The following is a 12,149-nucleotide window of genomic DNA, read 5'->3' on the forward strand; positions in this document are numbered from 1 at the left end:
TCTATGCCTTCGCCAGCGGTAATCGAATGCAGACAATTGTACCGGCATTTGATCCCAGAGCATTGTTGCGAGGAACCGGGCTTGCCACCGAAATGGTTCCTTCATGGGCCTCGACGACCCATCTGGCCAGTGCCAGCCCGACACCGAAGCCCTGACTGTTTGCCGCCCCTCCCTGAACAAACCGCTCGAAGATCCGGGTTTGGGCGCCATCGGGAATGCCGGGGCCGTTATCCGTTAGCTGTATTTGAACACCGCTGTCTACTGTTTTACCGGACAGTAACAACGCCTTCCCTTCGCGCGCATGTCGGATCGCATTGCGTATCAGGCTAAGCAGGACCTGACGAATCCAATTCAGGTCACAGTGCAACGAACAATCCGGGAAGCGGCCCGTTTCGAGCTGCATGTTGGCGCTGTCGATTTCAGGCTGAATGTCGCTGACAATTGTTTGTATCAGATCGCATAGTGCAACGTTAGTTGGTTCCAGAGCCAGCTCACCGGTTTCGGATCGGGCGACGCGTAGCAAATCATCGATGCTCTGGTTCAGTTTTGCGGCGCTGTTTTCGATTGTTGCCAACACCTCTGGCGCGGTCTGGACATCCCTCTGGCCAATCTGAGCTTCCATCATGATCACCGTCAGCGGTGTGCGCAGTTCGTGACTGACATCAGCAAAAAAGCGGCGCCGGTTTTCGTCAATCTTGGACAGGGATTCGTTTGCAGCGCTAAGTTCCCGGGTTCGCTGGGCAATGGTCTCGTTTAACCGGGCCCACTCTGCGTCAACCTCGGCCTGGCGTTGTCTCAATGCAGCCGCCATGCGGTTGGTCTCGCCATATAACTGGCCGATCTCATCATTGCGGGTTTGCGGCAGCGAAATTGCGAATTCGGATTGGCCGACCTGAACCGCCGCATTGCGCAGCCGATCCAGGCGAGAGAACTGCGGCCGCACCAGACCAAAGTAGAACCACGCCGTGCTGAGCAAGGCGAATAATGCCAGTGTCAGTGCCACCCAAGTCAGAACCAGGCGGGTCCTTTCGATCCCGGCCAATACGGAATTTCGAAACAGAACCTCGGTATTCACCGCCTGACTGAGCAGAGGATCAAACGCCGACGCAAACGAGTCGACATGGGCACGCAGCCGCGCCTGATCGGCCTCCGCGTCGGCCAGCCCTTCCAGCGTGCTGGCCAGAAGCGCCTCCATTCTGGCCAGACCCAAGGATTGGGTTCCGTAACGCGATTGTTCGTCCAGCCCCAGGGACTGAACCGCGGCAACAGCGTCTTCCACATCAGAACGAAGCTGCAGAAACGTTGTCGCAATCTGGTCTCGGATCGGGGAAAGGCGATCAATTCGTGACTCGACTGTTTGGCCGGTTTGTATCGACTCGGTTGCGATCACAAGAAAGGTGGCGGCCTGGGTCGACAGAGCCGCATAGCGTGCCATACGGGTTTCCGAAGCCAGCGCGGTTTCCAGACGGCTGGCGACGTTCTGCATCCCGAAGTAAAGGGTTGCGGCCGCCAGCAAGGTGCCTGATCCAAGCACGACGGCACCAAGGCCCAGCCGGGTTTTCAGAAGCAGACTGCGCTTTGCGGTTTGTGGCGCGGCTGTCACGATTTCCGCCTCATCAGGCCCCGGGCCGGATCATACCCCCAAACGGCGATCGCGCTCAGTATCGCAGTTGATGCCAGAACCCACAGCAGGGCCCCCCAGTTGATCTGCAAGTAAAGCAGAAACCGGATCAACTCGACCACATGCGTGAAAGGATTGAGCGCACAGATATCACGCAGCAACGGCGAGCTTTCAGCCATTTTCCACAGCGGATAGAGGGCGGAAGACAAGAAGAACATCGGGAAGATGACAAAGTTCATTACGCCGGCAAAATTCTCTAGTTGCCTGATGAAACTGGACAGCACCAGCCCCAGCGCGCCCAGCATCAGACCGCCCAGAACCAATCCCGGTAGAACCGCGACATAACCGGGCAACGGCAGGACAATGCCGAACAAAGCGGCCAATGCGAGAAACGTATAGACCTGCAGGATGGATATCGCCGTTGATCCCAGCAGGCGGCAGAGCAACAACCACCAGCGCGGGAACGAACTGGTCAGCAGCAGACGCATCGAGCCCATCTCGCGGTCATAGACAAGGCTCAGTGAGCTTTGCATCCCATTGAACAACAGAACCATCGCACAGAGGCCAGGGATGATATAGGTCTCGTAGGTGATATAGGTCTGATAGGGTGGAATTATCGACAGGCCCAGGGCGGCACGAAACCCTGCAGCGAAAATCAAAAGCCAGACCATTGGCCGAACCAGAGCTGCGAGAAATCGTTCACGTTGATGGATGAAACGCAGAAACTCGCGTTCGATGATGGCACGTGCGACACCCAGGAACCCGCTCATGTCGCAACCTCGGTTCGGGACAGGAACCAGTCGGGCAGGGTTTGATCCCCCCGCAGGCTGCCTGTCTGCCCACTGGCAATAATCTGACCGCGATGCAGAACCAGCAGCTGGTCGTCGTCGCGCACTTCATCTGTCAGGTGCGTGGCCCACAAGATGCACAACCCCTGTTCCGCCAGGTCGTGCACATGGTCGGTTATCGCGTGCCGTGCCGCGGCATCAAGCCCAACTGTTGGCTCGTCCAACAGCAACACCGATGGTTCGTGCAGCAGGGCACGAGCCAGTTCCATCCGACGGCGATGACCACCATTAAGATCGCGTACACGTTCCCCGGCACGTTCCCGCATGTTCAGCCGATCCAGCGCTGCGTCGATACGGTCGGGGACATCGGATCGAGGTAGCCCATGCAGCGCGGCAAAATAGGTCATGTTCTGGCGTACCGTCAAACCCAGATCCAGTGTCGGTTGCTGAAAGACCACGCCGAGCTTTGCCAGCGCCTTGCGCGGGGATTGGCGAAGATTATGGCCTGCGACCGTGATTTCACCATCTGGCGCTACTAGCAATCGCGTGAGCAACGACACCAGTGTCGATTTCCCAGCCCCATTCGGACCAAGCAGACCGCAGAACGTCCCCGCCAACACGTCAAAAGAGACAGCATCCAAAGCCGTCTTGGCGCCATAGTGAAAACTCAGGTCGCGTACCGCGAGACCAGGATTGGATTCCGCCGAAGGGCGCGCGTCTGACATTCTTCCTCCGTCCCGGACCGTGGGTCTTGACAGCAGCTTGCAATGTCGGGCCGCGTTTCTCAACCTTCCAGTCTGAGGCTCGTCCACGACTTAAGTATGTGAAGGTTCACGGATTTGATGCATGTGCCCGCAGGATTTGTCGCGACGTTTCGACCAACTGAGTTTGTGAGGCGAAGCGGTGCCTTATTGGCGGTAGCAACCGTATTGCGGAAACCGCTCTTCAGTTCGCGGCCAGCAAAAATGATCGTAACTCGTTGAAGGCGGGGGATCTGCTGAACGATGGAGTAAATTTCGCCACCATTGCACTCGGAAGCTTCAACGAGGCTGAAAAAGGGCGGACCAGATCGCCAGAGTCCAGCAAGTTCTGTACCAGAATTTCGTGCGCCATCAACACGCCGCCGCCATGACGCGCCTCCTCCAGCGCGACAGAATATAGCGAGTGTACAGTTCCCGTCTGCGGCACGTTTGCTCCACCAGGCTGACTGTTCAACCAATTGCCCCAATCATTTGCCCACGACCCGTCATGGAGAAGTGTTTCCTTCGAAAGATCCGAAACAGAATTCAATCTGTCCGCGACTGAGGGGGCGCAAACTGGGAAAATCACATCTTCCGCTATTCTGATTTCGTTTGCTCCGATCAGCTCACTAGTAAAAAACAGGGTCATGTCAAAAGGTTCACGCGCGAGGTTTGGCGGTGTTTCGAGTGCAACAACAGACACGGACAAATCCGGAGCAATACGCCTTAGCTTTCCAAGCCGCGGGGCCAGCCACAACTGCGCGATCGACGGCAACGCAGCAACTTTGACCTTCCGAGGCAAGGCCTTGCTTCGGAGTTCCTGCACAGCCATTCCCAATTGGTCAAACGCCTGGCTAAACCCGGGCAAAAGCTCTTCGGCGAGCGCCGTCATCTCAACCCCACGGGCATTTCGGACAAAAAGTTGGGTGCCCGCCCAAGCTTCCAGGGTCTTGACGTGCTGGGTTATCGCGCCCGCGGTAACGGATAGCTCGTCTGCCGCAGCGGCAAAACTTCCCAGCCGAGCTGCTGCCTCAAATGCTCGCAGGGCATTGAGATGTGGACCTTTTGGACGACGAGGAGAAAGTGACATCTACTTGAGCCTTAGTTTTTCTGCGGCAAATAAATAGCAATACTGATTTGCTTCCGCCAGTGAAACTCTGGATTTTGGATTAAACCAAAACGCATCGGAGGAGCCCGGATGTCGCGGCACTTTGAAAATCCAGTCGGGACGACCGATCCCGTCGTCGCAGAAGCTCTTGCAAACGAGAAAAAGCGTCAGCAGAATCAAATTGAGCTGATCGCGTCCGAAAACATCGTCAGCCGTGCAGTGCTCGATGTCCTCGGACATGAGATGACCAACAAGACGCTTGAGGGGTATCCGGGTAACCGGTTCCACGGAGGTGGTCAGTTCGTCGACGTCGTCGAGCAAGCGGCAATCGACCGCGCCAAGGAATTGTTCGGGTGCGACTATGCCAACGTTCAGCCCCATTCCGGCAGCCAGGCGAACCTTGCTGTTTTCTTTCTGCTACTCAAGCCTGGCGACAAGGTCTTGTCGCTGGATCTGGCAGCTGGCGGTCACCTGAGTCACGGCCTGAAAGCCAACCTGTCGGGTCGCTGGTTCGAATCGCATCACTATGGTGTTGATGCCGACTCCGAAGTTATTGACTGCGATGCGCTGGAAAAACTGGCTGAGGAAATCCAGCCAAAGCTGTTGATCACGGGTGGTTCTGCCTATCCGCGCGAAATCGACTTTGAGCGCATGGGGCAAATCGCGAAGAAGGTGGGCGCACATTTCCACGTGGACATGGCTCATATTGCCGGGCTTGTCGCCGCTGGCGCGCATCCCTCGCCTTTCCCACACGCTGACATTGTAACTTGCACCACGACAAAAACACTGCGTGGCCCGCGTGGCGGACTGATCCTCACGAACAACGAGGACTGGTTCAAGAAGCTGCAGTCTGCGGTTTTCCCCGGCGTTCAGGGCTCGATCCACAGCCAGGTACTGGCAGCCAAAGCTGTTTGTCTCGCAGAAGCGCTTACGGACGAGTTCAAGGATTACGGAGCACAGGTTAAAGCCAACGCCGCCAAACTTGCAGAAACCTTGCAGACCCGGGGCTTGCGTATTGTTTCCGGTGGCACCGACACGCACCTGGTACTCGTGGATCTCAGCCCAAAGGGTATCACGGGCAAACGTGCTGAGGTCGTCCTGGAAAAGACCAATATCACGGCAAACAAAAACGCGATCCCCAATGACAGCACACGTCCGACAGAATGGGTTGGGTTGCGTCTGGGCGTGAGCGCAGCCACGACCCGCGGAATGAAGGAAGCCGAGTTCGAAGAGTTGGGCAATGTGATTGCGGACTTGATCGAAGCTGAGGCAGCAGGTGATGCTGACGCGACAGTCCTGCGCTGTAAAGCTACAGTCGCCGTGTTGTGCGCGTCATTTCCCACCTATGCGGTGTAAACACTCCTTGCCCGGAAATGGCCCAGTTCCTTACGCTGTGTCTGCGATCAAGCTCTCGTGGTGCAGGTCAAGCCGTTTTTTGATCCGCGCCACCATTGTCATCCCCGATCCGACCTCGTTCTGCCGGTTGAGCGGGTGCCTCGACGCCGATGATCCGGGTCAATCCGGCAGTTTTCAAAGTAACTTAGGGTTACAGGGCATTTAACTGCGCTGGACCATTTGCGTGTGAGCGTCACCGCGGCGGCTACGAAAACTCGTGCCTGATTGTGTGTTCAGGCTGGACCCTATTGGCAAGTTTTGGCATATTCGTGCAATGCCAAACCATAGGGCCGGCCAATGCTAGCACCCGAACGCCACGCCATTATTCTGGAAGAAGTCTCGCGCCAACCCGCGGTCTCGATCCGATCTCTGACTGAACGGCTTGGTGTATCCCGGGAAACCGTGCGCAAAGATATTGAACAGCTGGCTCAGGAGAACAAGCTTCATCAGGTGCGGGGCGGGGCGACCAGTGTGCGCAGGCAGGAACCTTCCATGGCCGACCGGTCCCAAACCAACCCGGAGGGTAAGAAGCGGATTGGAGCCTATGTGGCCAGCGTAATCCCGGACGGGGCCAGCGTGATAGTTGACAATGGGTCAACGACACTGGCAGCGGCGCAGGCTTTGGCGACTGTGCGCCAGAATCTTACTATATATACCAACGACTTAACTATTGCTTCTGTGCTGGCACCAGCGGCCACCGAAGTCACGCTGCTGGGCGGGCGGCTGGATTTTTCAGAGAATGCTACGTTGGGTTTGGACACGCTCGACCACCTGTCGCGGTACAATGCGGAATATGCACTGATAGGGGTCGGCGGTGTGAGTTCTCGGGCATTGTTTACAGACTTTTCGCTAGAAGGTGCCAACCTGCGTCACATGATGATGGAACGGGCGCAGCGGCCACTGATTCTGGCGGATGGCAGCAAGTTCGATGTGGTTGGTCCGATCGCGATGAAACCGCTGCCGGTGAAAGCAGCACTGGTGGTGGATGAGGAGTTGCCAAATAGCATAGTTGGCGCGTTACAAAATCAACCCGTGGATATTGTGAAAGCGTAACGCAAAAATAAGAAAGCAGTTGCCAAAATTTGCAAAGTGCAAATAGGGTGGAAGCAAATCCGAATCCCTGAGTACGGAGCGAGCCGATGGCTGACACCAAACTTCCGCACAGCGCACAATATGTCATTGTGGGAGGCGGTATCATTGGCTGCTCGGTTGCGTATCATCTGACCAGGATGGGGCATCGTGACGTGGTGCTTCTGGAGCAGGGGCAGCTGAGCTGTGGCACCACATGGCATGCGGCCGGTCTGGTTGGTCAGTTGCGCAGCCAACCCGCGATGACCAACCTGATCCGCTATTCGACCGAGCTCTATTCGCAGCTTGAGGCAGAGACCGGGCTCGCGACAGGCTGGATGGAGTGTGGCTCGGTTACTGTTGCACGGACAGATGACCGTATGACCATGCTGCTGCGCACGGCTGCGGCGGCGCGGGCGCAGGGTGTCGAGGTTCAGGTCATCAGCGCACAGGAAGCGCAGGACAAGTGGCCGGTAATGCAGGTGGATGATGTCAAGGGCGGGTTGTGGATGCCTGGGGACGGCAAGGCAAATCCGACCGATCTGACTCAATCGCTGGCCAAGGGCGCACGGATGGGCGGCGCAAAGGTGATCGAGGGCATAAAGGTCACCGATATCCTGACTGAGAATGGCGCGGTAAGCGGTGTGGTGACTGATCAGGGCACGATCAAGGCCGACGTCGTAGTCAATTGCGGTGGCCAATGGGCACGGCAACTTGGCAAGATGTGCGGCGTCAACGTTCCCATGCATTCGGCCGAGCATATGTATATCGTGACTGAGCAGGTTGAGGGTGTGACCCCTAACCTGCCGGTGCTCCGCGATCCAGACGGTTACATCTATTTCAAGGAAGAAACCGGTGGCTTGGTGTTGGGTGGGTTCGAACCTGAGGCCAAGCCCTGGGCAATGAATGGAATACCTGACAAGTTCTTCTTCCAGTTGCTGCCCGATGACTGGGACCAGTTCGAGATTCTTCTGAAAAACGCACTGGTCCGGGTGCCGCAGATGGCCGAAGCCGGCGTGCGCAAATTCTACAACGGCCCCGAGAGCTTTACGCCCGACAACAACTATCTGCTTGGAGAGGCCCCTGAACTGAAGAACTTCTTCATCGGCGCCGGGTTCAACTCGATGGGTATTGCCAGCGCCGGCGGGGCAGGGCGCGCTCTGGCAGAGTGGATTGTCGAGGGGGCTCCGACCTCGGACCTGTTTGCCGTTGATATCCGCCGGTTTGCCAGTTTCAACAACAACCCCACTTGGCTGCATGACCGGGTCAAGGAAACTCTGGGACTTCATTACGCGATGCCCTGGCCGAACCGAGAGCTGGATTCGGCGCGTCCATTCCGACGTTCTGCCCTCTATGACCGTCTGGCTGCGAAGAATGCCGTATTTGGATCGAAAATGGGCTGGGAGAGGGTGAATTATTTTGCGCCTGAAGGTGAGGCGCCCGAGATTCATTACAGTTTTGGCCGTCAGAACTGGCATGACGCGGTTGCCACTGAGCATAAGAATACCCGCGAGGGGGTTTCGGTCTTTGACCAGAGCTCGTTTGCCAAGCTCCTGGTTCAAGGTCGCGATGCCTGTGCCCAGCTAAACCGGATTTGTGCGGCCAATGTGGATGTGCCGGTGGGTCACACAATCTACACTGGCCTGCTGAATGAGCGCGGCGGGTATGAATCTGATCTGACCGTGCTGCGCCTGAAGGATCAGGAGTTCATGCTGATCACGGGCTCGGCACAGGCTGTGCATGATGCGGATTGGATACGCAGGAATTTCGTCGAGGATGCACACGCATTCCTGACGGATGTCACTTCGGCCTGGTCAGTGCTGGCCGTGATGGGGCCAAAGTCTCGCGACGTGCTCCGCAAGCTGACCAAAGCTGACCTGTCCAATGCCGGTTCCCCATTTGCCGCGGTACAGGAGATTGACCTGGGTTACGCCACCGTGTTGGCAAATCGCATGACCTATGTAGGCGAACTGGGTTGGGAACTGGTGGTTCCGGTTGAATTCACCATCGGTGTCTATGAAGACCTGATGTGCGCCGGAGCAGAGCACGGCATTCGCGACGCCGGATATTATGCGCTGGAGGGGCTGCGGCTGGAAAAGGGATACCGCGCCTGGAGCCGTGAATTGACCCCCGGTATCACACCGTTGCAGGCGGGGCTGAGTTTTGCGGTCGATTTCGAAAAGCCGGGCGGCTTTATCGGGAGAGAGGCGCTGCTGGCTGCGAAAGAAGACCCCAGTCACCTGAAAACCCGCATTGTTCAGCTGGTGCTGGATGATGGCGCACAGCAGCTTTGGGGCGGCGAGGCCGTCCTGTGTAACGGCGTTGAAATCGGAGAAGTTCGTTCAGCGGCGTATGGCCATACGCTGGGGGCAGCGGTAGCTTTATGCCAGCTTGACGCTCCGGAACGCATCACATTGGAATATATCCTGAACGGCGGTTTCGAGATTGATCTTGCCGGAACCAGATTTTCAGCAACAGCCCATTTAAGAAGCCCATATGATTTCGGGAACGAACGACCCAAGATGGACGGCTAGGTTCCGATGGTAACCGACTGGCCTAAATCCAGATGAAACACTGTTCTGTCATCAAACCTGACACGGCGCATGTCACGGATATCAGCACTTTTGTGCTGGGATGGATTGCCGTTGGATCAGCTTTCGTTGGGGTTGGCCTATCTGAGAGCCGAACTGTAATGAAAGAAAAAAAACTTGCCTATATCGTCGAGCCACTATGACAATACAGGCAGTTCTCATCGTATTGACCGCAGCCGTGTTGCACGCGCTCTGGAATGCAGTTGTCAAAGGCGCGCCCGACAAAGCCGTGGTTTTGGGGCTGGTGTCGCTTGGCCACGCTGTGCCTGCGTTGATTGCGTTGCCTTTTGTCGGGTTGCCGGTTTGGGCAGCTGTCCCCTTCATCATCGGTTCGACCCTGATTCACTGGGGTTACTATTGGTTTCTCAACACCGCGTACAAGCACGGTGACCTGTCGGTAGTGTACCCAATCTCACGCGGGATGACGCCAATCCTGGTTACGGTGGGTGCTATCATTTTTGCGGGTGAGTTTCTGCCGCCGATCGCATGGGCCGGTATTGTCTGCATCTCGGTTGGGATCGGGTGTCTTTCCTTGGCCGGGCTGGGCAGAAACACAAACTGGATCGCCGTAGCGGCCGCGTTTGGCACGGGTCTGATGATTGCGTCCTATTCGATCGTGGATGGTATCGGTATCCGGCTTTCCGGAAATACGTTGGGATACATTGCAGCATTGTTCGTTGCCGAGATTATTGTTGCCGGGTTTATCTTCACGACCAGATGGCAGCGTTTCGTTGCACTGCCCAAGCGCTATGTCTGGGCGGGTCTGACAGGCGGCGTCATCTCTGGGCTGGCGTACGGGTTGGTACTCTATGCCAAGACCATTGCGCCCTTGGGCGTGGTATCCGCCCTCCGGGAAAGCTCAGTTATCTTTGCGTCGCTTATTGGTGTGATGTGGTTTGGTGAGGGGCCAAAATCCAACAGGCTTCTTGCAGCGACCATCGTCGCGATCGGAATAGTAATCCTTGCAATGACACGTTGAGCGTCCTTCGGGGCATCGAAGAAAAGTTTGCGGAATTCAGACCCTGAAACATGCCTGAGTGTTCTGCTGATCGTCATAAGCCAGTTCCGCAATGATTTGGTGGGGTAGGGCGGTTTCGGTTGGGTGGCGGACGGCCCAAGCCGCGAAGACCTTGGGGAAACGTGGTTGGTTTTGCCCGCCGTTTTGCCGCCAACAAGCCTGTTGAGCCAGCCGGGTATCCCTTTTTGTCCCAGCCTCAATGAAAAGACAAAGCTTGAAAGATGTCTTGGATGATACGGAAGCCGAACGCTCTGAACGCAGCGGTTTTTAACTCGCCTTTGGTAATCCGGAAGAGCCGACGAACCGGATGTCAGACCTCAGATTGCCTTCGCGGCAGTCCAGTTTGTCCATTCTCTGTACGAAACCATACCGGCTGGCCGCAATTGGTGCCTGCACGCTGCATGTACACTTGGATATGGATTAAAACGGGGAAGATGCGCCGATAGGGATACGTTCGGAATAATGGACCATGAGATCGCACAAAAGCAAAAACCAGGTTCGTGAATTCGCCCTGTTCGGCCTGACGCCTTGCCAATTTCACCTATAGGTAATGCTTATGACATCGAAGATATAATCGATTTTTATTGGCGTTTTTATCTGTCAAACTGCTGTCAAACAATCGGTGCATAATAATCGAGTTCGAACGCCGCGTAAGAATGGCGAAAACAACATAATTACCAACAGAGGATCACAATGAAACACACGACATCATTTCTCGCGGCTCTGACTATAGGTGCGCTAACGGCAACGGTTGCGGCATCGGAAACTGAATTGACAGTTTATACCGCAGTCGAGGCGGAAGACTTGGCCCGGTACGCCGAAACTTTCAATCAAAGTCACCCTGATATCAAGATCAATTGGGTTCGCGACTCGACCGGCATCATTACGGCGAAATTGCTGGCAGAACGTGATAATCCGCAGGCAGACGTTGTTTGGGGCCTGGCCGCCACGTCGCTGCTGCTGCTGAAATCAGAAGGTATGTTGGAGCCTTATGCGCCGGCTGGTGTGGAAAAGCTGGACAAAAAATTTGTTGATGGCGACAACCCCCCTGCCTGGGTCGGTATGGACGCCTGGGTTGCTTCCGTCTGCTACAATACAGTCGAGGCCGAGAAGGCCGGGTTGACCCCGCCGACTTCCTGGAAGGATCTCACCGACCCAATGTACAAAGATCAGGTGATCATGCCCAACCCGAATTCATCGGGTACAGGGTTCCTCGATGTGTCCAGCTGGTTGCAGATGTTCGGTGAAGAAGGTGGTTGGGAATACATGGATGCGCTGCACGAGAACATTGCACGGTACACCCATTCAGGTTCAAAACCTTGCAAGTTGGCGGCAGCAGGCGAGATCCCTATCGGCATCTCTTTCGCGTTCCGCGGGGCAAAATCCAAAGCCGACGGCGCGCCGCTTGAGATCATCGTGCCTTCTGAAGGCGTAGGCTGGGACATGGAAGCCACCGCAATTGTCGCTGGCACTGCAAATCTGGAGGCCGCACAGAAGCTGGTGGACTTCACGGTCACCAAGGAAGCCAACGAGATGTACAACACCGGCTATGCCGTCGTGGCTTATCCAGGTGTTGCAAAGCCGGTTGAGCACTTCCCAGACGGTCTGCTGGATGCAATGATCGAAAACGATTTTGAGTTTGCCGCCAATAATCGCGCGGCAATCCTGAAGGAATGGCAGTCTCGCTATGACGGAAAGTCGGAAGCGAAGTAATCCCTTTAGCAGGAGAGGCTTTTGTGCCTCTTCTGCACACCAGTTTCTTGTTCCCCAACAAACAACTTACTCACCCGGTTCAAACCGGCCAGGATCGGCCGTGCCCG

General features: G+C 56.2%; 9 protein-coding genes. 5 read left to right on the forward strand and 4 right to left on the reverse strand.

Annotated features, from left to right (window positions below):
• Position 1: 1 nt before the first annotated feature.
• The 4 genes from D1823_RS18695 to D1823_RS18710 all read right to left on the reverse strand — a co-directional run bounded on the left by D1823_RS18695 (position 2) and on the right by D1823_RS18710 (position 4,239).
• On the reverse strand, positions 2-1,603 hold the full coding sequence (locus D1823_RS18695) for a HAMP domain-containing sensor histidine kinase (protein ID WP_117873024.1): 1,602 nt from the start codon (positions 1,601-1,603) through the stop codon (positions 2-4).
• A complete protein-coding gene (locus tag D1823_RS18700) occupies positions 1,600-2,391 on the reverse strand; it encodes an ABC transporter permease (protein ID WP_117873025.1) in 792 nt (263 codons plus the stop codon). Before D1823_RS18700 ends, D1823_RS18695 begins: the two co-directional genes overlap by 4 nt.
• Positions 2,388-3,134, reverse strand: a complete 747-nt coding sequence (locus tag D1823_RS18705; RefSeq protein WP_117873026.1) for an ABC transporter ATP-binding protein — start codon at positions 3,132-3,134, stop codon at positions 2,388-2,390. The genes D1823_RS18700 and D1823_RS18705 overlap by 4 nt, the downstream gene beginning before the upstream one ends.
• Before the next feature lie 220 nt (positions 3,135-3,354).
• Positions 3,355-4,239, reverse strand: a complete 885-nt coding sequence (locus D1823_RS18710; RefSeq protein WP_117873027.1) for a LysR family transcriptional regulator — start codon at positions 4,237-4,239, stop codon at positions 3,355-3,357.
• A 108-nt stretch (positions 4,240-4,347) separates the two neighbouring features.
• Between D1823_RS18710 and glyA the strand changes: the two genes are divergently transcribed.
• The 5 genes from glyA (at position 4,348) to D1823_RS18735 (ending at position 12,042) form a co-directional block, all read left to right on the forward strand.
• Complete coding sequence (gene glyA / locus D1823_RS18715) at positions 4,348-5,613, forward strand: serine hydroxymethyltransferase (protein ID WP_117873028.1); 1,266 nt, start codon at positions 4,348-4,350, stop codon at positions 5,611-5,613.
• Between the two features lie 336 nt (positions 5,614-5,949).
• Entirely contained in the window at positions 5,950-6,705 is a 756-nt protein-coding gene (locus D1823_RS18720; protein WP_117873029.1) for a DeoR/GlpR family DNA-binding transcription regulator, read from the forward strand.
• A gap of 86 nt (positions 6,706-6,791) precedes the next feature.
• Entirely contained in the window at positions 6,792-9,254 is a 2,463-nt protein-coding gene (locus D1823_RS18725) for an FAD-dependent oxidoreductase (RefSeq protein ID WP_117873030.1), read from the forward strand.
• Positions 9,255-9,450: 196 nt separating this feature from the next.
• Positions 9,451-10,290, forward strand: a complete 840-nt coding sequence (locus tag D1823_RS18730; protein ID WP_117873031.1) for an EamA family transporter — start codon at positions 9,451-9,453, stop codon at positions 10,288-10,290.
• 732 nt (positions 10,291-11,022) lie between these two features.
• Entirely contained in the window at positions 11,023-12,042 is a 1,020-nt protein-coding gene (locus D1823_RS18735; protein WP_117873032.1) for a putative 2-aminoethylphosphonate ABC transporter substrate-binding protein, read from the forward strand.
• Positions 12,043-12,149: the final 107 nt, after the last annotated feature.

The sequence above is a fragment of the Ruegeria sp. AD91A genome (assembly GCF_003443535.1).
Lineage (GTDB): Bacteria > Pseudomonadota > Alphaproteobacteria > Rhodobacterales > Rhodobacteraceae > Ruegeria.

Bases quoted from the DNA above. Each gene is read 5' to 3' on its own strand.
- D1823_RS18700 (WP_117873025.1), bottom strand. From the start codon at position 2,391: ATGAGCGGGTTCCTGGGTGTCGCACGTGCCATCATCGAACGCGAGTTT.
- D1823_RS18705 (WP_117873026.1), bottom strand. From the start codon at position 3,134: ATGTCAGACGCGCGCCCTTCGGCGGAATCCAATCCTGGTCTCGCGGTA.
- D1823_RS18710 (WP_117873027.1), bottom strand. From the start codon at position 4,239: ATGTCACTTTCTCCTCGTCGTCCAAAAGGTCCACATCTCAATGCCCTG.
- glyA (WP_117873028.1), top strand. From the start codon at position 4,348: ATGTCGCGGCACTTTGAAAATCCAGTCGGGACGACCGATCCCGTCGTC.
- D1823_RS18720 (WP_117873029.1), top strand. From the start codon at position 5,950: ATGCTAGCACCCGAACGCCACGCCATTATTCTGGAAGAAGTCTCGCGC.
- D1823_RS18725 (WP_117873030.1), top strand. From the start codon at position 6,792: ATGGCTGACACCAAACTTCCGCACAGCGCACAATATGTCATTGTGGGA.
- D1823_RS18730 (WP_117873031.1), top strand. From the start codon at position 9,451: ATGACAATACAGGCAGTTCTCATCGTATTGACCGCAGCCGTGTTGCAC.
- D1823_RS18735 (WP_117873032.1), top strand. From the start codon at position 11,023: ATGAAACACACGACATCATTTCTCGCGGCTCTGACTATAGGTGCGCTA.